The sequence below is a fragment of the Enterococcus sp. 2STP genome (assembly GCF_032465635.1).
In the GTDB taxonomy this organism is placed as follows: domain Bacteria; phylum Bacillota; class Bacilli; order Lactobacillales; family Enterococcaceae; genus Enterococcus_B; species Enterococcus_B lactis.
Genome location: NZ_JAWDJH010000018.1, coordinates 1 through 23,786, shown reverse-complemented (window position 1 = coordinate 23,786; position 23,786 = coordinate 1). Strand labels below are relative to the sequence as shown.

Genomic DNA, 23,786 nt, shown 5'->3' with positions numbered 1-23,786 from the left:
TGTTCTTAATTAACGAAATCCAATTTTTCCAATATGGATCTATTTTTCTCATTCCTGATTTTTATGATCTCAGCTTTCAGACGCGCCCAATCATTTTTTGTAGGTTGTCCATTCCAGTAAAATATCTGTGTATTCGTCTGGTCATATGCCGTTTGATCGATAGGATAATCGCTAATGACAATATCAGGTAACTGATCAGCGGATGCACTATATTTTATTGGGCGTTCAGTCATAGATAATATCCTTTTCTTTGCCCATAATTCCTGTGTTTTACCATACTTTGATTGAATATAGAATATGACAGGTTGTTCGTGTTTTATAAAAATATCCCTGACTAACATACAGTATTGAAAAATCAACCGTCTGTTCTTTTCATAATAAGTATTAAGCTCTGGAATTCTGCGAGCTACCCCACTAAAAAACTGTTGCATAATTGGATACATCACTGGAAATATATGCTGAAAATCTCTGTCTTCTGCTGATTTTCCAAAAGCATCCACCTTCTTTTTTGTCCCAAAAACCCTTGAATACAAATGGATCATTGCCAAATTGACAGATAGATAATTTTTTTCTGAAGTTGTAAAAGAAATCTTGAATTTTTTTTCAAAATTTTCTACAATAGACGATTCAATCCAACCCCAACTTTCTTGTATTTTATCTGGAGCATCCAACAAATCTTCTTCCAAATAGGTATTCATTACACCAAACATAAAATAAAGGTAAGCTTGCTCTGTTGGAGTGATGTGATTCATCGACCAGAAGTTTGCTTCAAAAAAAGGCTCTAGTATGTAATGCGTAAACTCTTCTTTTGTTATCAATGGATGCACAAATTTGTTCATCTCTTCTGGGACATACGTAATTGGGTGGCCTTGTTTCATTCGTTGCAACGAAATTCTTAGGAGGCTGATCCATTTCTTTCTATCTATACTACGCGTATATGGCGCATGTTTTGCAAATTTTTCTAATAGTTGACGTTTATTTTTTATACTTGATAATATGTCAGAATGATTTTCGTCGAATGACTGCCAATACATCAAGTGAAAAAAGTATCGGATACGGTATTCTTCTCCTTCTATCGGATTCCCTTTTTTCAAGCTGCAAGATAAATGATAGTTTTTCAAAATAGTATTGAGTTCTCTTAATTTTCTTTGAATCGTACGCAAACTTATATAATTTTTTTGACTAAGATTTTCTAAGGATTGATAAGTACCTTTGTAAAGTGAATCCAGTAAAATATAGCCAATCGTTCCCTCTAACAGTATAGAATAAACTTTACTCAGTAAAAACTGAGAAGAAAATTCGACTTTTATCATCTTGTTTTCTGAAAGAAAAGATAATTTATATTCTGGATACCTTTCGCAAAACGATTCTGCTTGTTGAATCACCGAATTCATCTTAGCTAGGGTGTAGTTTAGATCTAAAGCGATATCCTTCACTACATATAATTTCTCGTCTCTTTCATAACAATAGTTCAAAAATTGATATACTTGCCTTTCATTGATATCAATAAATTCTTCAAACAAAGTACATACTCCTTTTTATCTATTATTTAGACTTATTCCGACAGCTACATGAATGACGTACAAATAGATTCGTTACTGATTTTTCAGAGATACTACCATGCGTAGTGTGCATTGTCAATTATTCTTGCTCTTATTTTCCATTTGTGTTCCTGTTATTTCCTGTTTCTCAAATAGGTTAGTAAACAAAAATAAACCTGGCAAAGCTACAACTTCGCCAGGCAATACAGCACTCTCGAATGAAATATTCACTCAAAAATCTATCGCTTTATTCAATTTTAGATCTGTTGCTTTTATTCTTTATTTCACTCGATGGAAGAGAGAACGAAAATAGCTTGCTCCTACAATCAAAATGAGTAGCACACCCATCCATGTAATTAGCTTGTTTAAGGTTCTACTACCAGTTTCTGGTAAACCGCTTTTTCTCTTATCTGTTTCTTTCGCTTTTTCTTGACGATCAATTCCACGAGAAACAAAATCAGGCTGTTTTAGCACACTTTTTAGGTTGCTCCCTGCATTTCTCTTTTGTTCCTTAGTTGGTATGATAGGTACCAAATCAAGTTCATTATTTACTTTTCCTGTGCTGCTTTCGCTACTCGTGTTTTCTATGCTGCTTTCACTGCTCGTACTCTCTGTACTGCTTTCATTACTCGTGTTTTCTGTGCTACTTTCACTGCTCGTACTATCCGTACTGCTTTCACTGCTTGTACTCTCTGTACTGCTTTCACTACTTGTGCTATCCGTACTGCTTTCACTGCTTGTACTCTCCGTACTGCTTTCACTGCTTGTACTCTCCGTACTGCTTTCACTGCTCGTACTATCCGTACTGCTTTCACTGCTCGTGCTATTCGTACTGCTTTCACTGCTCGTACTATCCGTACTGCTTTCACTACTTGTGCTATCCGTACTACTTTCACTGCTTGTGCTATCCGTACTGCTTTCACTGCTTGTGCTATCCGTACTGCTTTCACTGCTTGTGCTATCCGTACTGCTTTCACTGCTTGTGCTATCCGTACTGCTTTCACTGCTCGTACTATCCGTACTGCTTTCACTACTTGTGTTTTCTGTGCTACTTTCACTGCTCGTACTTTCTGTACTGCTTTCACTACTTGTGCTCTCCGTACTGCTTTCACTACTTGTGCTCTCCGTACTGCTCGGCGGTCCAACAACTGTCCAACTGCTTGGTTTCAAATTCTCCGTAATCGTCATCTGTCCATCATAAAAAACAATCAAATCAACTTTATCTTTACTCTTGATCTCATCAATCGATAGTTCTGCAGAAATCATTATTGTATACTCAATACCAGCGGTCCATTGTAGGTCTTTTAAATAAACTTCCCCAATAACCTTTTCTGAACTTCCATTACCATCCCAACCATATGTTAGAACAGCATGTACATCACTAGCATTCACGCTTTTGTTTGGTTTGACCGGAATAGTAATGACTTGTTGTGTCATGTCATAAACGATCCGATCAGTTTTCACAGTAAATGAAAGATTCTCATTTGCCCGTTCATTTGCAGAAGTACTGATTCCAATCATTGTTGCAATTATACTTAGCCCAAGAATAACAAATAATACGGTCGCTGTTTTCTTCATTTCTATCACTCTCCATATAATTACCTTCTATTTGATAAAGGAATTATATAAAATGAAAATGATGAGAACACGACAGTCAGTTGTGAAAATCTAACAAAAGATGTCGTGTATTTGTTTGAATTTGTTTACTTTTTAATTTAATCAATGAAAGACTTAAAAAAGCAAGACCGATATCAGCCTTGCTTTCTTCATCTTTTATTGATAAACAGCAGTGTATTTCTTCATCCGCTTTGTTTTATATGCATAGAGTAACAAACCAACAATCAAGACTAACAAGAATAATGTAGTCGATATAGACGCTTCAGCCCCAAAGTTCCCCCCAGTAATTATTGTGTTTTGCGATTGGACCAGAGTGGAGAAAAAACCTTGTTCTTGCGTTCCGCTGACTGGTATACCCAAAATAGCTCCTTGAGTCCAATTCCAAGTAATGTGAGCACCGATGGCCGTAAATAAACTTTCTGTACTGTAGATAAGTGCACTGAAAAAGCAACCTGCTAAAAAGATATTGAAAACTGCCAGAAATGTCATGTTAGGATTCAATCCGTGCAAAAGAGCAAATAATGCAGCAGATCCAATCATTGCTATTAATGGACCAAATCTAAGCAGCTGATGCTGAAAAAAGCCACGGAATAAAAGCTCTTCGGATGCCCCCACTGCAATAAATAAAATAAAACTCGTGATCAGCGGCACAATGTTCGCGTTTCCTGAATCTAACCGATACGCCCCCATCAAATATAATGGACTAGTAATAAGCAGAAACACTCCAATTCCAACAACGAGACCTCCCACTAAATATCCCCAGTCTTTTCCACGTCCAGAAATACCATAATCTTCCACTTTTTTCCCTTCTACCTTACTAGCAAGAAATAAAGCTAGTAAAAAAACAACTAAATGTCCAACCGTACCAGCAATTGCTCCAATCCATTCACTGTCTCCAATAAACATATCCGCAAGTGCATTATTGACAAGAATACCTAAAACAAAACCAACTAAGACTATTAAAACAGATCCAATCAACCGAATAATCCTAATCATCTTTCATCCCTCCTTTATATTAAGTGTAACAACCCTTTTCTTTCTTGTCTCGTGAAAACTATCTAAATGTTCTCCATCATAGAGAGAATAGATTTTTACGAACTAAGAATATCTACAGCAACCTTACGAAAATGAAAGACTGTCTGCCTAGTTCTTCTGTTAGACTGTCTTTAATAAGGAAAGGATGGGAAATTTTTTGAAAAAACAACTACTGATTATGTGCCTTTCAGCATTTGCTATTTTGCTATTCTCAGGTTGTAGCAAGTCCAATGAAACAATTGCAACGTTTAAAGGTGGAACACTTACAGTTCAGGATTTTTATGATAACCCAAAAGTTAAATCAAACAATCAAACACTATTAAAAAAAATGATTGTCTTCAAAGCATTTGATGATGTATACGGAAAAGAGATTTCTTCAAAGGAAGTAACAAAAGAATATAATGAACAAATCAAAAAACTTGGTCCAAACTACAAGGAACAATTAAAAGCAGTTGGCCAAACGGAAGAGACATATAAGAAACTTTTGAAACAGATGCTGGCTTTCCAGTACGGTTTGAAAGCCAATGTAAAATTAACAGATAAAGATCTAGACACTGCTTGGAAAGAATTCCATCCAGAAGTTAGTACACAAATCATCCCACTTTCGACTAAAGAAGAAGCAGATAAAGCAAAAAAAGAAGCAAACGAAGGGGAAAATTTCTCCAAGCTTGTTCAAACTTATGGTAAAAATAAAACATTAAAGAAAACTGATGGAAAAATGAATTTTGATTCAACCAATCCAGGGATTCCTACTGAAGTAAAAAAAGCAGCATTTCAATTAAACAACGGGGAAGTTTCTGATATCATTCCTGTAACAGATCCAACGACTTATCAGCAAAGCTATTATTTAGTAAAAATGGTAAAAAAACAGGATAAAGGTGCCAATAAAGATAAATACAAATCAGAGCTAGAAAAAATCGCCACGGAAACAAAAACTCTTGATACGGAATTCATGGATAAAACAATCCATAAAGTGATGAAAAAAGACAATGTAACTATTAAAGATCCTTATGTAAAAAATATATTCAACTAAACAAGTTTGACCCAATTGGGGATGTGGCAAAAGTGATGGCACATCCCCTTATTTGAATAAATAGTATTCAAAAACAATAAAATTTAAGTAGCTATTTTTCTGTTTTGCTTCTCTAATATTCAGAACAGAACACTGTTTTCACAGCCTCTTTCGTCTGTTTTATTATTATACTAGGTACGGTGTACGGAAAGAATCATTGATTTTTTTTATTTCCTTCAAGTCACATTTTGGTTGTCGATCATAGGTCAACAAGCCATTGATCTCTTGTTCTACATCTGTCAATTGCGTATAACAAAATCCCCAAAGCCCCTTTGATCTATATACAGCATTTATGATCCGCCGGTAGTTTTTGATAAAATCAACCTCATTTTTCACAGAGGTATATCCCCAACCTTTTTGCCCAGAAAAATCAAAACCGATGCCGCCGAATTCGGTCAACAAAATGGGCTGACCTTGATATACAAACCCGTTAGCAAATATTGGCCACGGAGTAGACGGTCGATTAAGCAAATCTTCTCTTGTACTTAAAGTTGTGACGAAATCTTGATACTTATCTTCCTCTTTTTCCTCTCCATGTCCATAATGATGGATGGCACAAATATCTGTCTCCGTCATTGCCCAACCATCATTTGAAATAACAAGACGAGTCATATCCAGACTATGCAGATAATGATACAGCGATTGAGAAAAATGTTGTTGCTGGCGGTCAAACGAAATTTTAGGTACTCCCCAGCTTTCATTGATCGGTACCCATGTAACAATACACGGATGATTATAATCGCGATCAACGATTTCTGTCCATTCCTGCATCAAACGTTTACTGGAATCATGTGTAAACACAGCAGGTGCCGCACATTCTCCCCAAACAAGGTAGCCAAGTTTATCCGCCCAATAGAGGAATCTGGGCTCTTCCGTCTTTTGGTGTTTGCGGCAGCCGTTAAACCCCATTTCTTTTGCGACTTGAATATCTTTTGCTAATGCATCATCAGTCGGGGCAGTCATTAAACCAGTTGGCCAATATCCTTGATCCAATATCAGCTTCTGATAGTAAGGTTTATTGTTAAGATAAATCATTCCGTTTTCTTGATGTATCTTTCTCAGACCAAAATAACTGGAAACAACATCTTTTATATTTTCTTTTTGCTTCAATACAAATTCTACATCAAATAAATTGGGTGTCTCTGGTGTCCAGGACCAACCTTCATGATGGAAATTGGTTCGAAAAATATAGTTCTGCAACAGGTCAACAGTCAGTATGACTCTTTTTTCGACAAAAGAATGGGACAATTTTGCGACAATTCCCCCTTTAAAAGCAATACAGCAATCGACAGTTAATCCTTCTCTAAATTCATTTAGTTCCAACTCAGCTACAACTTTTCCTTCATCGAATAGTGGGGTGAATCTCAAGTGAGAAAAATAAACATCTTCCACCACTTCCAGCCAGACAGTTTGCCATATACCCGTTGAATTGGTGTACCAGATTCCCTCAGGTTTTTCTTGCCAAAATTGCTTTCCGCGCGGAATACTCTCATCTTTATGAGGATCTTCTGCTCTTACTGATAGTTGCTGATGCTTTTCATTTGTCAAATATTCGGTTATATCAAACGAAAAAGAGGTATGTCCACCGCTATGTCGTCCGACATGATGTCCGTTCACAAATATATCGGCATAATAATCTACAGCGCCAAAATGAATGATTGCTCTCTGACCATCCTGTTTGTTTATGTCAAATTCACGGTAATACCAAACAATATCATGAGGCGTTTGATCATTTATCCCACTTTCCAGGCATTGATATACAAAAGGAACAAGGATTTTCTGATCATAATATTGCGGATGGCTTCCCCATTTTTCTTTCATTCCAACACATTGATCATCAAACGCAAAAAGCCATTCTCCATTCAGATTCTGCCATTTTTTTCTAACGAATTGTGGTCTTGGATACTCGGTTTTATTCATCAAAACATACCTTCCTTTACTTGATCCCGCTTTGTAGGGACATTGATTTCATAAAGCTTTTCTGTGCGACTAAATAAAGTGCGAATGTAGGGACAAGCGCCAACAACGCGCCTGCAGCACCTATCCCTGGGTAGGTCAGATATTGACCTTGCAGCAGCTGTAATCCTGGAGTAATTGGCAATTTATCTATATCATTGATAACGATAGAAGGCCAAAGAAAATCATTCCATGAACTGGTAAAACTGAATAAAGCAACGACTGTCAAAACGGGTTTGATCAAAGGTAGGATGATATAATAAAAGATTTGAAATTCATTTGCTCCATCAACAACTGCCGATTCGTCTAGCTCTTTTGGGATTCCAAGAATAAATTGCCTCACTAAAAAAATATTGTAGACACCTGCTGCACCAGGAACGATGACAGCCATAAACGTATTCGTCCAACCAAGCATATCAATGATCTTAAAATTAGGGATAAGATTCATTACTGTTGGAAACATCATCGTGCCTAAAAGAAGAGAAAAAATCACCTCTCGACCTTTAAAAGATAGACGAGTATAGCCGTATGCAGACATAGATACGATAAAAAGTACTAATAGCATATGCGAAAGTGAAATAATCAGCGAATTGACAAACCATCGAAAAACGGGAGACGATTCATTACCCATCAGCTGCAAATAGTTTGCTAACGTCCATTGCTGTGGTAACAAACTGAAACCTGTTGCTTGGATTTCCATTTCTGGTTTGAAGGAAGTGAAGACAGCCCAGATCAAAGGGAACAACCAAATGATACAAACAGCTAGAAGCAAGAAAAAAGCGATTTTTTTACCTAGTTTATTTTCTTTCATTTTCTGTCCTCTACTTTTCTAGTTTTTTCATGCTTACAAACTGGAATATAGATACGATCATGATAGCTAACCCTAAAAGAACAGCCATCGCGGAGGACATTCCCGCTACTGATGTACTGCTTCCAAAAGCATTTTCCTGAATATACATCATCAAGACGCGCGTTGAATTATTTGGGCCACCCCCCGTCAGCATCAAAGGCTGCCCATAAATATTAAACTGAGCAATCGTTGTCATAACTGTCGTAAACAACAATTGATTTTTGATAGACGGGAGAGAAATCTTGAAAAATTTAGTGACGTTGTTTGCACCATCCAACTCCGCGGCTTCTAGCAATTCTCGGGAAACATTGCTAAGCGCTGCAGTATAGATGATGAGATTACCTCCTGCTGTCCACCAAATCGTTACAGCTACTATCGCTAACCAAGCCCATGGTTGCGTACCTGTTAAATGAACATCAAATCCAAAGAGCTCTTTGATAGGTCCAAAAGAAAGACTAAGTAAAAACCCCCAGATGATCATTACAGCTGAAATAGCGAATAATGTAGGCAAGTAAAGAATGGATTGAAAAAAACGGGCAAGTCTTGGTTTAGCTGATAACGCTGCAGCTAAACCTAATGGAATCACGATACATAACGGAACTGACAGTAAAGCAAAAAGCATCGTGTTTTTGAATCCATTGATGAATTGAGTATGATAAATAGAATCTGTATCCCATAGCAACGTCCGAAAGTTATCTAATCCAACAAATACAGGCTGACTGTATAGATCCCATTCTGTCATTGATACGTAAATACCAATCATTGCTGGAATAAGAAAAAATAGGACAAATAAAAGCATATGCGGACCAATAAATAAAGCAGGCCACAAACTTATTTTCCCTTTGTTCTTCAATATTTGTGCACTCCTCTCACTTCAGATTCGTTCGATTTCTTTCGGTTACTTCATTTTTTCATCCACTACTTTTTGGATTTCTTCAAAAGTTTCTTTAATATCCGCCTTTCCGGTAATCATATCCCAAGAACGATTATCATACTCAGCAAATACATAAGAAAGACCATCTTGATCGTTTACCGATAAAGCTTCCTGACCCTTTTCAGTCGCCAATAAAAATGATTGAGGCATATCCGTATACGATTCATTCTCTAACATAGCTAATGAAGTAGGGTTTGCTCCTGATTTGATCCATTCCAATTGATTGCTTTGCAACCAAGTCAAAAATTCGACCATACCAGCTTTTTTATCGTCCGAACGTTCCTCTCTCGTTTTGAACATTGCGAATTGATCAACACCTGTTCCTTGAACAAGATTTTCTGCATCCCATTGTGGCGTGAAGGTCGTTCCCCATTGAAAATCACTAATTTTTTCCATTTGTCCCAACATCCACGTTCCTTCTGGTAAGAAGAGGAGTCTTTGATTCAAAAATAATTTATTTGCATCCTCACCTTCTGGAACCATCAACTTATTATCATGAAGCTTTTTGAATTCTTCTACTGTTCGATACGAATGTTCATTGTTTATATCGATGTTATTCCCGCTATCTAGCCATTCTCCTCCCATCTGCTGATAAAGGTTCGAATAGTTCTGCATCCCCCAAGTATACCCATAACTATATATCCCATCTTCTTTTGCTTTTTGTCCGGCTTCTTCTATCTCTTGGTAGGTGATGATCTCATCATCTAACGCTTGAGGATGGTATTTTTCTACTAGATCCCTATTGTAATACATGATCCACGAGCCCATCGTTGCTGGGATACCATATTGATTCTCTTCTAATTTTCCTACTTCCCAAGCAATTTCTACATAATTCTCTTTTTTCAATTCTGTATCCGCTATCATTTCATTCCAAGTTTCAAGCATGTCCTGATTCTTATAAGTAGGAAGGGCTTCGGATGCAACAAGCGCAATATCTGGAACGCCTCTTCCTGATTTTCCAGCAGTAGTGAGCCGAGAAGTAAATGTATCAGCAGCCATCGAAACAAATTTTACAGGGAAATCAGGGTTTGTTTGATTATATTCGTCGATATTCTTTTTTATCTTCTCCCCATCTGGTCCCGTAGCAGAAGACCATAAAAGAATCTCATTTTTGTTTCCTGAAGAAGTATTCCCCTCACCGCAAGCAGCTAAACCGGTTATTGCAAGTGTTGCTACAGATAATGCCATCCATTGTTTTCTTAACTTCATTTTCCTCTCTCCTTTTTAGTCAACTATTTCGTTTACTTTTTTATCAAATGGCTTGTTTATTAAATCATAACACATGGAAGAAAACGCTGTCAAAAGGATATTAAAAGGATTATAAACAGTAAACTAAACGGTTTATATTTATGTTTAGTTTGTACAAAAGTTCTATATATAGTAAACTTGAAACGAAATAAAAAGAAAGGAGATCCGCTATGGAACTCTCCCTTGATCTAGATTCACTTCTTGTTTACAAGGCACTATCAGCAGAAACTCGATTAATCATATTGGACAAACTAGCACAAAAACCACAGACTTCTAGTGAACTAGCCCAACAAATGAATTTAAGCAAAGCCATCATCTCTCGGCACTTGAAAGTTCTTGAAGAAGCTTCACTTATTTCTCTTTTGGAACTTAGCGAAGTGGAGGAAGACAATCGAAAGAAGATTTATTCTTTATCCGTGGACAAAATAGAAATCCACTTCCCTCAACAAATCTATCTTCCTTATAAAAAAAAGAGCCACGAGATTGCTTTGGGTTATTTTTCGGATTTTTCTGTGCAGCCTTCTTGCGGATTAGCTAGTCCTGAAAAAGTGATTGGAAAAATGGATGACTTGCGTTCATTCGTATCAAACGAACGAGTTGACGCTTCCCTTTTGTGGTTTTCAGATGGGTATGTAGAATATATTTTCCCTAATCCTTTAGAAGCTTCCGATCAACCGGAACTATTGGATATTTCTCTAGAGCTTTCTTCTGAATTCCCAGTTTCCAACAACAACTGGCCAAGCGACATTTCCTTTTATATCAATGATATAAAAGTTGGCACTTGGACCGCCAAAGGAAATTACTCCGACGTCCGCGGAAGATTGACGCCTGACTGGTGGGACAGTCGCTTCAGCCAATACGGTATGTTAAAGCACTTGCGCATCAATACAAAAGACACCGGGATAGATGGAGAGCAGCTATCAATAATCAATCTCTCTGATTTAAAATTGCAGCACTCCCCTTTTATCAAATTCAGGATTGGTGTCGACAAAGAGGCTAAGAACAAAGGCGGATTGACGATTTTTGGGCGCCATTTCGGTAACCACCCTCAAAATATTGTAGTTGATCTTTATTATTCACAAAAAGAAAAACATTGATTTCTCGATAAATAGTATTTATTCCATTAAAATATCCGCTTCTTTAAAAGAAACGGATATAATTAATTATTCTATTTTTATAAATCACTAGGATCGATTTCATCCGTTTCTACGATTGGAACGGATGATTTTTTTAACACTTCAAATCGTTTAACGTCATTCACCCCATACACTTGATACTCGATTCCAGATTTATTTAGTTTATTGATTGTTTCTTCTGTAGCAGCATCATTAGATACTGAGAGCAACGCTTTTTTATAACTTTTTACTTGTTCAATCTCATCTTCAAGTTTATTTTTTTGGTCATATAACCAAGATACTGTGCAGTCAGGATGATTCTTTACGACTTCGTCTCGGATCTTTTTATCCGTCAGTACAAAAAATGAACGTTCATACACACTATTTTGTTTTAGCGTGTTTACGATCTCATTAACAAAATGTTCATCCTGCCAGTTTCCTTTTGAACCATCCACGTTGACAATCAAGTTATTTTTTTTGATTTCCTTTACGGCTTCTTCAAAAGTAGGTATCTTAACTTTTTTATTTACGTATTCTGGATAGTTTTTCGTATCTAAATTAAACTTCTTTAGTTGTTTGATCGTGTATGTCTCTGGTTTTCCCGTTCCATCTGTTGTTCGATCCAATGTGTCATCATGCATCAAAAAATTCACGCCGTCTCTACTTGTCCGAACATCAATCTCGACTGCTTGGTAGCCTAATATTTTTGCTTGATGGATACTCTCCACCGTATTCTCAGGCGCAATAATGTGTGCGCCACGATGAGCCACTAAGTAAGTACCTTCATGTTCCAACCAATTATTCGCTAATGAAACACATCCTGTTAATAAAACAGTGAATAGCATTACTATTCCAATCTTTTTTTTCACTTGCCAAATCACCTCAAAAACAAGTATAGCAAACTTAAACCTGATTAAAAAGTTATTTTAAAATGAGCTAAAAACATCCCTTCTGGACTTTTTCTTCTTATTCTGTTATACTAAAGAAACACGAAAGATATTTTTATGCGACACTTTTCATTTGTTTTTATGAAATTTATTCAAAACTGGCGTAACTTCAGAGTTACAAGGATGTATTAGAGGTTAGGGAATACATCGTTTAAATGAGAAATAAGTAATAGTTAGTAATAGTCACCGAAACTTTAAATTAATGAATATTGAATCGTCAGATAGCCTTCTCGAGTTTTCGAGAAGGCTATCGTTTATTTTATGGATAAGTGAGTCCGCAAGTCATTCCTCATCCCTTATCGGAGCTCATCAAGTATTTCTGACTGTCAATGTTGAAAATCAGACGTTTTGTAAGTCTATTTCTTTTTTTGATTGAAGGCATTATCTGCGATACCTTTACTTGTTTTTCCTCTTTTTGCATCATTTGTTAAAATCCCTGAGCGTTATATAAGCAATGTTTCTCTTTTTGATATATAATTATTTTATCATTTAAGAAAGGAGAATTCTAATGAAAACTTTAGATGCTATTGCATTAACTTTATTGATTGTGGGAGGGCTGAACTGGCTGTTGGTAGGCTTGTTCGAATTTGATTTAGTAGCTATGATTGCTGGTGGTTCAACAACTATTTTTGCGAAGATCATTTATATCATCGTAGGTATTTGTGCGATCTACTGCTTGAAATTTTTCCCTATGATTACTAGAAAAGTTGATGAAAGATATTAGAAAGCTATAATTATTAAAAAAGCTATTATCTTCATGAACCTTCCCATTAGTGGGAAGGTTTTTTCATTTGAAGTCATCTGATTCCACATGGAGAGTGGTATACTGAATTAAGATAATCTATTTTAGGAGGTACCATCATGAATAAAGGGATTTACGTAGGATTGTTGGGGGTTGTACTACTTTTTTCAGCCTGCGGAAATGCTACAAAGAATTCTATTAATGAATCTTCACTAACCAATTCAACAACTGAGGTCGGTTCGACTAAAAGTACTTCTACTACTTCCATTACTAATACTTCTACTAGTAATGTAGATTCGCAATATAGCCAATCAAGCATTCAGTCGTCTCCCATTTCTTCAACATCCGAAATGCAAGAAAGAACTGAACCTTCTCTTCCATTGGAAAACTCTGATGAAGCACTTCTATTTCTTATTGCCCATCGTTCCGAATTACAAAGTGACGATATCGTTACTAGCTTTTATCAAAAAATCGATCAAGATTATTTGTTCACGACTTCTAGCAAGCAGACTCGTGCCCAAGGAGGATCAGGAAGTGTCGGTTTCTATCGAGTGTCCCCAGATGGAGTGATTTCGATTACTGATGCGTACGGCACACCGTTTTGATGATATAGAAAGTTTCACATTTCTGTCTGTTCATTGTGTGTTTTAACGCTATTTTATTTTGAAAAACGCGAACGAGTATCTCAATCGTTCGCGTTTTCTATTTCAAAATTCTCTGGCACGTCCCATTTATTCGCCACCATTTTTTTGTCAGATGCAGTCATACGATATAAGTGGCCATTTGCGTCAACTACATAGTTTGCTACAGCTACTTCTTCCATAAAAATATCTACTTCTACTTCTCTAACTTGATTGATACGAACGTCAAACCAGAAATGGTTAGCGCTTACAATAGTTGGATCTTCTAACTTCAAATGATAGTATGCCCACTTCTCTACTTGCTCTCTTGTTAAATTTGTGGTATCCACTTCGCTTTTTGTCAGTTGTGTAATAAAATTAGTCGCCGGATGGTTTTCTAAATCCAATATTTCTACATTTGGGTAAAAGAATTTGCTTATTATAAAAAATGACACGATGATGATTCCTGCTATACAACATGTGTAATAGACGATTTTTCTTCTACGGGTTTTACGCATCGTTTTTATTTGGTAATTTCGCGCTTCTCGATCTCGCCATTTTCGTTGCTGCAAAGCTGTTTTTTCTTTTTCTAAAAGATAGCCGAGTTCACGTTTCTTTTGTGGATTGTTTGTCCTAGCGATTTCTAATTCTAAATGATAGATTCTGCTTTCTTCTCGCCAATAGGGATTTGTGGTTTTTGCCATATTTTCTCCTCTCCAAATTATTTTCTTACTATTATTCTAGCAAACCCTTTCTCAAATTAGAAAGATAACCTTTGTAATTCACTAGATGAAACATTCACAAAGACAACCGTTATACTTGAATTTTTTTCAAAATAGAGTTATTACATAAATAGGGATAAATAAAAAATACTCTATTGAAAGGATGATCAACAATGGCAAATGTACCTAGCATTCGCGACATGTTCCCTGATTTCAATGATGTGTTTAGTCCAGCGTTCAATGATTTTTTAGGTGTTTCAAGTTATCCAAAAGTAGATTTAGTTGAAAACGAAAAAGAATACAAACTAACAGCTGATATGCCTGGCTGTGACAAAGAAGACACGACAGTTGAATATTCAAACAACACTTTGACGATCTCCGCCAACCATGAGTCCCATACGGAAGATAAAGAAAATGGCAACTATGTACGGAAAGAAAGACATTCGGTCTCTTACAAACGTTCATTCTATCTTCCTGATGTTGATGAAGAAAAAATCACCGGATCCTTTAAAAATGGTGTACTGAAATTAGCATTACCTAAAACGGCGCATCATCCAAAAGAAACGAAAAAAATCGAGTTAAACTAGGAACTTTCGCCTCTCTATGAATGAGAGGCGATTTTTATATTTTTGATAAGAACAAGTGATTTCTAATTGAATTTTATAGTTATTCAGAACCAATTCCATGATCCTAATTAAAAATTCAAAAGGCACAAAAAAATATTTTGTTTTGGCGATAAAGATGGTATGATCTCTCTTGGTAAAAAATATGGGAGTTGATCATTTGATTGTCTTAAGTAAACTTTTATTTTGGATACCATTCATCATAATGACCAGTATTTTCTTTTACTTATTCAAAAAACCGAACAAATACTTACTTTTAGCTGCTTGTCCAATGATTTATTTTATCCATAAAATCAGAGGATTTTATTATTATGACTCTGGTATTTCATTGTTTTACTACGAAATCGGTTTATTAGCTTCGGCCATCTTTTTTATTTGTGTGTTAGGATATTTCAGAAAAAAATAAGCTTCCAGCCAATTTTGGCTGGAAGTTTTTTATTTTGGTATAAATCTTTTCATTTGATATTCATACAAGTTGATCTATTTTTCTATTATTAAGTACATACCATTGTTACTCTTTGAATGTGGGGGAGAAAAAAATAAAAGGAGCTGGTATTTTGTTAGTTATGAGTAAAGCTTTGTTTTTACTTCCCTGCACATTCATGTTTATTGTTTTATGTTATTTCAAAAGGAGAAAAAAATGGTGTTGGATCGATGTTTTGCTATTTCTTCCCTTTTTTCCGCTTATTTATTTTCTGGAAGAAATTTGGGATGACATGGCATGTGATTCTGCTTTTCTTTTTAGTCATTCCTTTGGGCTTATGCTCTCGCTTATGTTCTTTGCCATTGTGCTATTTTTTTTGAATAAAAAATAATGTATAAACACGTTTTTCCCAACTACCGAAATATGATTTTGGTAGTTGGGGGCTATCTTTTTTGAAGTATAAAAAGATCTCAAATCAATCCACTTTACTATCCTATTATGTTATTCATAGTAACAAAATCCCACCTAATTTATCTTGTAACTTGATTTTTTGCATTAAAACTAAATAAAAAGATAAAAAAGTGCGGTATTTCGCACATTTTTATTATAGATAAACGTTTAGACAAATTGGATTACTTTTAGGTTCGTGATACATTGGCATAGAAATTATTTGCAAATTATAAGTTTACATCATTTAATTATAGTTACATACTATTTTCTCCCCTCATTCTCTGATATTCCAAAGATAATTTCTACTTTGTTTTGATTTTTGCAGTGATTCACATGACAAAAATGTTCGACTTTTCGATTGTATTTCTTACTTCAATTCATTAATAATGTGATTGTCACTTGTTTCATTTATTTAATCATTAGGAGGGAAAAATTTGAATACTGTTCGTTCGAAAAGAGGACTTTCTACCTTTGACTTGAAAATTTTAGGGATTACATTGATGTTTATCGATCACATTCATCAAATGTTTTATCCGTTTGGTGCCCCCGACTGGCTGGATTGGTTTGGTAGGCCAGTTGCTACTTTGTTCTTTTTTATAAGCGTTGTAGGCTTCTCACATACACATGATAAAAAGAAATATATGCAGCGGCTTTATCTCTCAATGGTTCTTATGGCCTTCTTTACTTATTTTTTAGGTAATATCGTTCATTATGATGAAGTGGTATTGATGAATAACATTTTCAGAGATCTGTTTATTGGTACGGTCATGATGTATGCAATCGATCTTTTCACTGATGGAAAAAATACAGGAAGTTGGAAAAAGATTGTTACAAGTATTTTCATATTCATTTTACCAATCTTGCTCTCATTATTTATCCCGTTGTTATTTTCTAGTTCTGCTATCCTTCAAAACAAAGTTGTTTTTATGCTGATTACATCATTTTTACCTGCACTGCTTTTAGCAGAAAATAATTTTATGGTTCTTTTGATTCCTTTGCTTTATTTAGCAAGAAATCACCGTAACATTCAATGTGTCATTATCTCGATTGTTGCTGGAATATTCTTCTTTTTAGGTACGACCCAGTGGATAATGATTTTTTCAATCATCCCAATCTTGCTATATAACGGACAAAAAGGAAAAGGAATGAAATATTTCTTTTATATCTTTTATCCGGCACATATTGCCCTATTATATTTGCTGTCTGCCTTTTTATATAAATACTAGACTGATGAATGACCATTTCGATTTAGTTCCTATCTTTAGTCTTTTTTACCCATTCCATGTTACAATCGCTTTGCAATCGATCTCAAAAAAGGAATCAGGAGGGAAAAAGATGAAGCAACTATTACCGTTTTTGACATATAATGGTCAAGCAGAAGAAGCAATCAATTGGTATCACAAAGCTTTTTCTAACTCCCAAATCACTAAGTTGAATCGGTATGGCGATGCGAGTAAAGAGGAATCGGATCTTATCCTTGAAGGTGAACTTAAGTTAGGCAATCAAGTAATTGGATTTTTGGATATGTCAAAAAATTTCCCTGTACCTGTCTCCACCTGGGCATCTACCATTTTGATTGAAGTAGATGATCAGGAAGAATTTGATCAGGCATTTCATACATTAAAAGTTAACGGAACCATAATGATGCATGAAAAAAATTACGAGAAGTATACGGAAGTTTGCTGGGTGACTGACAAGTTTGGCTTTACTTGGCAACTGTTATTCTAGCCATGAGATAAAGTATATCTTATTATATTGATGCAAATATTAAAAATTAATCGCTGAACGAGAAAAATCCCTTACTGTACTATTAAGTGAGGGATTTTTTTTACCAACATAAACAAAAAAACCACCTCATATGAGGCGGTTAACATTCAACATTATTTTACGATATTTACTGCTTGAAGACCACGTTGACCTTCTTCAATATCATAAGTAACTGCTTGGCCTTCATCTAAAGACTTAAAGCCTTCTCCTTGGATCGCTGAAAAATGAGCAAATACGTCATTTCCATCTTCACCAGTGATGAAACCAAAACCTTTATCTGAGTTAAACCATTTTACTGTACCGTTATTCATATATATTTCCTCCTGATACGTATATAATACGTGTTTTATTGCAATTAATATTACTTGGTAAAAGGAGTTTTTATAGTGTGAATATATCGCTCAGATTACGTTTCAAATTAGATTACTTATTTACTGTAACACGGATATAATACTAACACAAGGATAATCACTCGATATAAGGTTTAAAGATGTAAAATTTCAGGAAAATCACAACAATTGGTTAATGAACGAGCGAGAACTCTGATTAATAATCTCATATCTATCTACTTTCTGTTGGTTCTTCGTTAACTACTTGAGTTTTCAACCCGAATGATGGCAAAAGAATTATAGCGGCAATACAATTGCTCGCAACTTTATACGCTGCTTCTGTAGGAACACCGTATTTTTTAAACTTTGCTTTTATTGCAGTTAGTTCTGGTTTTCTGACTTTTTCATTCTGGGATGTTTGTCGACCATTCGGAACCATTATCCTTAATATTTGGTTATTAGTTGATAAAGTGCTATTATCCTAATTGACATAAGACGATATGGGAGATGATACGGTGGTCACATTTAGCATGCTTTTATTTTGGATTCCAGTCTGTATTGGTATCAGCTCTTTCTTTTACTTCACTAAACGTTCTAGAAAAACAGTTATATTAATGCTTTCTTTTCTTCCTACAGCAATTTTTATCATAAAAATAGTGAAATATACATTTTATCAATCGCTTTCAACATTATTTTTTTACGTAGTTGGGTTGTTTTTATCACTTATTCTTTTCATCATTGTTTTGCGATATCTTTATAAGAATGATTAATTGTTATACTTTTATAACTACAAATTTTCTCACTTGTTGTTTTTGTCTTTATACTAGTACTATTAATAGACATCTATCTGTTTCATCTTGATTCTTCCTATTTCTGCCGACATTTTTATTAAGGTATTGACTACAAAATGAATAAGAGATACTCTTTTCTAAAAGTGATTGGAGGTAGAAACATGACACCTATCAACAAACTTAACACTAATATATTTTTATATATCGGAATGATACTTGTTATTCTTAATGCTATTTTTTTAGATTTCCATTTTTTTGTAAATATTTTAGGTCTTGCTCTTATCTTATTTTCTAGCAATATTATAAAATTGATTGGTAACTTTCTAAAAGACGATCACTAGTTGATTGTCTTTTTTTTCTGAATGTCTATGTAACTAAAAAATAAAAAAGAAGCTGTTTATCTTTTCACCTAGCGATAGTCGCTAAACTTTCCTTGCCTTATTTTCTCTTCAGCAAAAATATGGATAGAAACAAAAGCATCATGTATAATTAAATTAAAATTAAAATAATTAGAGAAGGTGAAATTATGGATGAATTCCAAATGATAAAAAGTACTCTTATATCTATAAAAGAATATGTATCGATGATAAGTAGCTTTCCTAATGAAAGTGATAGAAACAGTGTAATAAGACAGTTTAATATTCAGTTCATAGGAAAAGAACGTAAAAAAATTATTTCTATAGAGATTGCTAATTATTTAAAATTAGAAAATAGTATATTTAACAAATATATTCAAGAAGTTGCCAAAGAACTCCACATCAAATTAGAAGGACTCCATAAGGTAAATTCTGCTACTTCGGAAGCTGATGCGTATTATATCTATCTTTGACAATAAGTAATTGATGTATTTTAAATAAACGTAACGTCGATGTTTATAAATTAATAGACAGCAACGGTTTAAAAATAGTAAGAACAATTAGGAAGAGTTGAAATTCACCTCCTTGTTCTTACTATTTCTGTTGCTGTCTATCGCATTTCATCATTCTTTCAATCCGAGTTAATTAGGGTACTTTATCGGCATATCTAGTATTAAACCGTCTATACCATGACTACTAGCGTAACATCTGTCTTTTATTTTCATTCCGTTCCCTCCCATTGACGAGCATCATCTTATATAGAAATCCAAGCTTACGAATAACCTCACTTGCAATAGCAACACCCTGACTTGCCGCTTTATATACTTCTTCTGTAGAAACTCCGTATTCTTTTTCAAATGTTGCCTTCAGTACGTTCGATTCTTGTTTACTCGATTTATTCATTGCTGTTTTTCCAATTCTCATCAATCAATAACATTTTAAGTCGATTTTCTGAACTTATGTATCAATGATCATATAGCTTGAAATCGTTCTTATTATACTGTAGTAATCTACGTATCTAAGCAACCCTTCATTTTTGTATAAGCCTTTTATTACCGACTTCCCCCTTCAATCTCATTTATTTCTCATGATCAATAAATAATGATAAGATAAATATATTGCGAAAGAGAAAAAATAAAGGGGATATAACTTTGTTATTTATTAGTAAAATTTTATTCTGGGTTACTTGTGCATATAAAATTATTGTTCTACACTGTTTAAAAATATGGCGTAAAAAAGATTGTTTACTGATCGTCTCATCCCTCCCATTTATCTATTTCATGATTCAGATTTGGGATGATTCAGATGCTGATCCCCTTTTTTTATCCAATTATTTAGTTGGGTTAGTATTTTCGATAGTATTTTTTATTTGCATACTAATTTATCTGAATACAAAAAATTAGGTTTTCCAGCTCTTACGGCTAGCTTTTTTTGTTTCTAGTCTATTTTTTTTAAAAGTTGCTTGAATAAATACACTTTTTGAGAGATTATAGCCAGACTATTTTTTAAAACAGCTAGGAATTTTGCGCTAACTTAAACGACATCACTCAGTTTATACATGGATTCTTTTGACTAATCCAATGTTGTTTCCGACTAATCCACTGATTCCAGGGCATCCAAGACATGATTAGATGGACACCTATTCTCATATTACAAATAAGATGAGAATTGAAACGGTAGATATCATGGAGAATTTAAGAAAAAATTCTTGAATTTTACCAACAAAAAAAACATCGGTGACAATACGGTGGCAAACCCAAAAGAAATCCAGGCTCGACTTGGTCATTCTAGATTAGTTACTACTATGGATACTTACACACATGTAACCAAAAAATGAAAAAATGAAGCTGTTGATATTTTCACCCAACGTTTGAAAAGATCTTTGATTTAAAATGCAAAAAATTCGCCCAAGTAAAAACTTGGGCGAACATAGGGCGAATATTTTGGAATTTCACAAATTTTAAAAGCTAAGAAAATCCTAAAATCCTTGCTACTTCTTACTTTCTTCTTCATCCATTTTCAGAACGGCCATGAAGGCTTCTTATAGTCTTGTATTCTAAAAGTATTACATACATTTTCAATAAGTTTTAAATTGCTTCATATAGAAGTCTTTGCAATTGCTTCATGTTCTATTGTTTTTTCACACTACTTCGTATCATCTCAAATTTTTATGTGGTTTTATATATCCTCGGTGGGATAAATGTGGGAGATATAATCTTTATCTTACTTTTAACAGTTACTCTGCTGATTGCTAATAAAGTTCTTAATCGCAAAAAATCATAGTTATCGCTTAGGAATCGTCAATACATATTCTGGAAAATCTATATCAATAGTTTGACCATCAATTACATCGCCTTTTAAATCATTGGTTCGGCGTAATTTGATAAAACATTTTCTACCAGCAAATTTCTTAATGTCCATTGTTCCATCTAATCCTAAAGGCATACCTTCTGGAATTTTATAAGCTTTATTTACGTCTTCACGCACCAAACGTTTTGATTCACAACGCCCCAATTCTAACTTAGGGTTTTCGGCATCCATAAAGAATATATAACCATGATTAAAAGGTTGTGCCCCATTTTGAGGAACCAACCAACCAGCGCCACGAAATACACCTAAACTAAACTCGTTAAATACTTCTAGTTTAGCTAAATAATTACCATTCTTTTTAACTGGCGATTTAGCGATGATATTATCATGTTTACTTGGTGTAGGGATTTCAGAACTACTATCAGCCGAATCGTTGTCCTTTCCTTTTCCCGCATTCGCATAAGCATTCCAAGCATTAGCATCACCATAGAAGTAATTTTTATCATAAGGAGTTGAAGTATATTGCCACATAACTGCATTAGACCAGTGTTTAATAGCAGGGAATTCTGATTGATAAGCTGCTACCCACAGACCATAATCAGCTTGAACAATTTCTGAAAAATCTTCTTCAAATAATACTGATGCAGAAGTATAAACTAATGCCTTGATACCCGTCTTCTGTTGAATACGATCGAGCATCTGTTTAAGTACTCCTGTTCCTTGTCGTCCATACATCTCATAATCAAGTACTAAAATGCCTTTCCCAATATATCCTTGGACATTATTTAAAAAGAAATCAGTTTGAGCTTTCCAATCTTCTCCGTTAATAAAATGATAAACTCCAAAAGGTTTACCGGCATTAACTGCTTGTTGCACAAAAGGATCACAGTAACAATCAACAAACCCCGTTCCTTCAGTTGCTTTAAACATATAAGCATCAGCAGGATAATCTACGATATTTTTTGATCCATTATTATTTGATAAATCTACTACATTCAATGTCATTGTTTTTCTCTCCAATCTTTTGGTTTTTTATAACTTAAAGCTTGCTGACTATCTGAAAATCCTTTTGTTGTTGGATCGACAATATAGCCATATAAGGCAAATACCAACGCAAATAATTGTGCAGGATTCATCACGATATTTTTCACAATTTGCACAACACCATTCCATGTTGTAACATCAGCTTCCGTCACATGCGCAACGGATCCGATAGTACTAAACAAAAACAAAATAAATGGCACCCAAAACTGCGGATTTTTAAATCTAGTTTTCCAATTGATCATTCGAGACCCCTTCTTTCAATTTAATATTTTCTAGTTTCAATACCTCATTTTCCCGCTGTAAAAGTTCGTTTTGCCCTTCTAATTTCTCAATTTCCAACTTGTAGAAATTGATTTCTTTTTCATACTTTTCTTGGAGCTTTTCGACTTTTCCTTCGAGTTTGTCTACTTTTTGCTGTAGTTGCTGATTTAATTCTTTATATTGCTCATACAATGAAGTAGCGTTCTTAATGTTTTCATTTTCTAAAGTCACTTTGTTAGTTGACTTAGTTGCTAAAAATGTTCCAACTGCTGTAATTAAAGCAGTAACTACCATTGCTAAGTGCTGTTGCTCAATATGCAAATTACTGACCTCACTTCCATCCACAATAAAAAGCGCACTCGTTTGAGTACGCTTCTATTCTTCACTATTAATAATCTCATCCGCTTCTTCATCTGTGATACATAACGGAACGAACTGTCGAACCTGTTCTTCTGTAAAACAGCCCCAGTCAAACATCATTTTCACATCGCTAAAACTGAACATACTACTCGCCTCCTTCTGATTCTGGATTTAATTGCTCTTTAATTTCTGCAATATCCTTGCTGTTTTGAAGTGAAGCAAGCATTGTCTTTGAATTGATTTGTGCTAAATTGTCAGCTTTTTCTTTCAATGTAGTATTTTCCTGTTTAATTGCTACATCATTTAGCATGAGTTTGGCATTGAGCTGTTTTAGATTACCATTCTCGTGTTCCAGAGCCTCGTACACTGCTTCAAGATTATTTAGCTTATTGTGATCCAATACATTCGTCAAAACAATCCATCGGTTTTCTTGCGGATCAAATAATTGATCATTAATTGTTAACGACTCCCCATCTGAACGAATTCCTTCTAATGGTGGGACATCAGTAAACGGGACAGTCATAACCATATCATCTACCACTTTTCCGGCATATTCCCCACCAGGCTTGCCATACTTCCAAATATCTTTCATTTATTTCACTCCTTTAATCTAAGATTCTATTTCCATAATGTGTAGCGTATTTATCTGTGCAAAATCTACTGTCTTTGATT

28 protein-coding genes and 1 pseudogene are annotated in these 23,786 nt (G+C 34.7%); 12 read left to right on the top strand and 17 right to left on the bottom strand.

Annotated features, from left to right (window positions below; all coding sequences use genetic code 11):
• Positions 1-5 precede the first annotated feature (5 nt).
• The 4 genes and pseudogenes from RWU19_RS06775 to RWU19_RS06755 form a co-directional block, all read right to left on the bottom strand.
• A complete protein-coding gene (locus RWU19_RS06775) occupies positions 6-1,034 on the bottom strand; it encodes a hypothetical protein (protein ID WP_311388669.1) in 1,029 nt (342 codons plus the stop codon).
• 54 nt (positions 1,035-1,088) lie between these two features.
• A pseudogene (locus RWU19_RS06770) lies at positions 1,089-1,313 on the bottom strand (helix-turn-helix domain-containing protein); the annotation flags it as partial.
• Between the two features lie 507 nt (positions 1,314-1,820).
• Complete coding sequence (locus tag RWU19_RS13975) at positions 1,821-3,119, bottom strand: peptidase (protein ID WP_123838236.1); 1,299 nt, start codon at positions 3,117-3,119, stop codon at positions 1,821-1,823.
• Positions 3,120-3,314: 195 nt separating this feature from the next.
• Positions 3,315-4,154, bottom strand: a complete 840-nt coding sequence (locus tag RWU19_RS06755) for a CPBP family intramembrane glutamic endopeptidase (RefSeq protein ID WP_070770198.1) — start codon at positions 4,152-4,154, stop codon at positions 3,315-3,317.
• A gap of 184 nt (positions 4,155-4,338) precedes the next feature.
• Between RWU19_RS06755 and RWU19_RS06750 the strand changes: the two genes are divergently transcribed.
• Positions 4,339-5,226: a peptidylprolyl isomerase gene (locus RWU19_RS06750; RefSeq protein WP_123838237.1), complete on the top strand. Its 888-nt coding sequence runs from the start codon at positions 4,339-4,341 to the stop codon at positions 5,224-5,226.
• A 165-nt stretch (positions 5,227-5,391) separates the two neighbouring features.
• On the opposite strand, the gene RWU19_RS06745 is transcribed toward RWU19_RS06750, so the two are convergent.
• The 4 genes from RWU19_RS06745 to RWU19_RS06730 form a co-directional block, all read right to left on the bottom strand.
• Entirely contained in the window at positions 5,392-7,185 is a 1,794-nt protein-coding gene (locus RWU19_RS06745) for a glycoside hydrolase family 2 protein (RefSeq protein WP_123853107.1), read from the bottom strand.
• A gap of 16 nt (positions 7,186-7,201) precedes the next feature.
• On the bottom strand, positions 7,202-8,032 hold the full coding sequence (locus RWU19_RS06740) for a carbohydrate ABC transporter permease (RefSeq protein ID WP_123838239.1): 831 nt from the start codon (positions 8,030-8,032) through the stop codon (positions 7,202-7,204).
• Between the two features lie 10 nt (positions 8,033-8,042).
• Positions 8,043-8,870, bottom strand: coding sequence for a carbohydrate ABC transporter permease (locus tag RWU19_RS06735; protein ID WP_370683723.1), 828 nt, complete (start codon positions 8,868-8,870; stop codon positions 8,043-8,045).
• Between the two features lie 99 nt (positions 8,871-8,969).
• Positions 8,970-10,214, bottom strand: coding sequence for an ABC transporter substrate-binding protein (locus RWU19_RS06730; protein WP_123838240.1), 1,245 nt, complete (start codon positions 10,212-10,214; stop codon positions 8,970-8,972).
• Positions 10,215-10,423: 209 nt separating this feature from the next.
• On the opposite strand from RWU19_RS06730, the gene RWU19_RS06725 reads away from it, so the two are divergent.
• Entirely contained in the window at positions 10,424-11,350 is a 927-nt protein-coding gene (locus tag RWU19_RS06725; RefSeq protein ID WP_123838241.1) for an ArsR/SmtB family transcription factor, read from the top strand.
• Between the two features lie 77 nt (positions 11,351-11,427).
• On the opposite strand, the gene RWU19_RS06720 is transcribed toward RWU19_RS06725, so the two are convergent.
• The gene (locus tag RWU19_RS06720; RefSeq protein WP_123838244.1) at positions 11,428-12,213 is read right to left on the bottom strand and encodes a glycerophosphodiester phosphodiesterase; all 786 of its coding nucleotides are present in this window, start codon (positions 12,211-12,213) and stop codon (positions 11,428-11,430) included.
• 610 nt (positions 12,214-12,823) lie between these two features.
• On the opposite strand from RWU19_RS06720, the gene RWU19_RS06715 reads away from it, so the two are divergent.
• On the top strand, positions 12,824-13,039 hold the full coding sequence (locus RWU19_RS06715; protein WP_002293281.1) for a DUF378 domain-containing protein: 216 nt from the start codon (positions 12,824-12,826) through the stop codon (positions 13,037-13,039).
• Positions 13,040-13,176: 137 nt separating this feature from the next.
• The gene (locus RWU19_RS06710; protein ID WP_104764443.1) at positions 13,177-13,662 is read left to right on the top strand and encodes a hypothetical protein; all 486 of its coding nucleotides are present in this window, start codon (positions 13,177-13,179) and stop codon (positions 13,660-13,662) included.
• Between the two features lie 80 nt (positions 13,663-13,742).
• Here RWU19_RS06710 and RWU19_RS06705 read toward each other — a convergent pair whose 3' ends face one another.
• Positions 13,743-14,381, bottom strand: a complete 639-nt coding sequence (locus RWU19_RS06705) for a hypothetical protein (RefSeq protein ID WP_104764444.1) — start codon at positions 14,379-14,381, stop codon at positions 13,743-13,745.
• 191 nt (positions 14,382-14,572) lie between these two features.
• On the opposite strand from RWU19_RS06705, the gene RWU19_RS06700 reads away from it, so the two are divergent.
• The 5 genes from RWU19_RS06700 to RWU19_RS06680 all read left to right on the top strand — a co-directional run bounded on the left by RWU19_RS06700 (position 14,573) and on the right by RWU19_RS06680 (position 17,624).
• On the top strand, positions 14,573-14,986 hold the full coding sequence (locus tag RWU19_RS06700) for an Hsp20/alpha crystallin family protein (RefSeq protein ID WP_002340696.1): 414 nt from the start codon (positions 14,573-14,575) through the stop codon (positions 14,984-14,986).
• Between the two features lie 181 nt (positions 14,987-15,167).
• A complete protein-coding gene (locus tag RWU19_RS06695; RefSeq protein WP_033650136.1) occupies positions 15,168-15,428 on the top strand; it encodes a hypothetical protein in 261 nt (86 codons plus the stop codon).
• A 118-nt stretch (positions 15,429-15,546) separates the two neighbouring features.
• Positions 15,547-15,837, top strand: coding sequence for a hypothetical protein (locus RWU19_RS06690; protein WP_104876079.1), 291 nt, complete (start codon positions 15,547-15,549; stop codon positions 15,835-15,837).
• A gap of 493 nt (positions 15,838-16,330) precedes the next feature.
• Positions 16,331-17,122: a TraX family protein gene (locus RWU19_RS06685; RefSeq protein WP_123838296.1), complete on the top strand. Its 792-nt coding sequence runs from the start codon at positions 16,331-16,333 to the stop codon at positions 17,120-17,122.
• A gap of 109 nt (positions 17,123-17,231) precedes the next feature.
• Positions 17,232-17,624, top strand: a complete 393-nt coding sequence (locus RWU19_RS06680; protein ID WP_123838297.1) for a VOC family protein — start codon at positions 17,232-17,234, stop codon at positions 17,622-17,624.
• A gap of 152 nt (positions 17,625-17,776) precedes the next feature.
• Here RWU19_RS06680 and RWU19_RS06675 read toward each other — a convergent pair whose 3' ends face one another.
• A complete protein-coding gene (locus RWU19_RS06675; protein WP_002324896.1) occupies positions 17,777-17,974 on the bottom strand; it encodes a cold-shock protein in 198 nt (65 codons plus the stop codon).
• A gap of 533 nt (positions 17,975-18,507) precedes the next feature.
• Here RWU19_RS06675 and RWU19_RS06670 point away from each other — a divergent pair.
• The 3 genes from RWU19_RS06670 (at position 18,508) to RWU19_RS06660 (ending at position 19,612) form a co-directional block, all read left to right on the top strand.
• Positions 18,508-18,762: a hypothetical protein gene (locus tag RWU19_RS06670; protein WP_260241521.1), complete on the top strand. Its 255-nt coding sequence runs from the start codon at positions 18,508-18,510 to the stop codon at positions 18,760-18,762.
• 182 nt (positions 18,763-18,944) lie between these two features.
• Positions 18,945-19,124: a hypothetical protein gene (locus RWU19_RS06665; protein ID WP_002340702.1), complete on the top strand. Its 180-nt coding sequence runs from the start codon at positions 18,945-18,947 to the stop codon at positions 19,122-19,124.
• 185 nt (positions 19,125-19,309) lie between these two features.
• The gene (locus RWU19_RS06660) at positions 19,310-19,612 is read left to right on the top strand and encodes a hypothetical protein (RefSeq protein ID WP_123837805.1); all 303 of its coding nucleotides are present in this window, start codon (positions 19,310-19,312) and stop codon (positions 19,610-19,612) included.
• Positions 19,613-19,835: 223 nt separating this feature from the next.
• Here RWU19_RS06660 and RWU19_RS06655 read toward each other — a convergent pair whose 3' ends face one another.
• The 6 genes from RWU19_RS06655 to RWU19_RS06630 all read right to left on the bottom strand — a co-directional run bounded on the left by RWU19_RS06655 (position 19,836) and on the right by RWU19_RS06630 (position 23,706).
• Positions 19,836-20,063: a hypothetical protein gene (locus RWU19_RS06655; protein WP_002348408.1), complete on the bottom strand. Its 228-nt coding sequence runs from the start codon at positions 20,061-20,063 to the stop codon at positions 19,836-19,838.
• A 1,359-nt stretch (positions 20,064-21,422) separates the two neighbouring features.
• Positions 21,423-22,454, bottom strand: a complete 1,032-nt coding sequence (locus tag RWU19_RS06650) for a GH25 family lysozyme (protein ID WP_316002585.1) — start codon at positions 22,452-22,454, stop codon at positions 21,423-21,425.
• Positions 22,451-22,735, bottom strand: coding sequence for a phage holin (locus tag RWU19_RS06645; RefSeq protein WP_316002586.1), 285 nt, complete (start codon positions 22,733-22,735; stop codon positions 22,451-22,453). Before RWU19_RS06645 ends, RWU19_RS06650 begins: the two co-directional genes overlap by 4 nt.
• Positions 22,716-23,075, bottom strand: a complete 360-nt coding sequence (locus RWU19_RS06640) for a hypothetical protein (protein WP_256925884.1) — start codon at positions 23,073-23,075, stop codon at positions 22,716-22,718. Before RWU19_RS06640 ends, RWU19_RS06645 begins: the two co-directional genes overlap by 20 nt.
• A gap of 54 nt (positions 23,076-23,129) precedes the next feature.
• Positions 23,130-23,258 carry an XkdX family protein gene (locus tag RWU19_RS06635; RefSeq protein WP_047927170.1) on the bottom strand — a complete coding sequence of 43 codons (129 nt, stop codon included), beginning with the start codon at positions 23,256-23,258 and terminating at the stop codon, positions 23,130-23,132.
• Position 23,259: 1 nt separating this feature from the next.
• The gene (locus RWU19_RS06630; RefSeq protein WP_316002587.1) at positions 23,260-23,706 is read right to left on the bottom strand and encodes a hypothetical protein; all 447 of its coding nucleotides are present in this window, start codon (positions 23,704-23,706) and stop codon (positions 23,260-23,262) included.
• Positions 23,707-23,786: the final 80 nt, after the last annotated feature.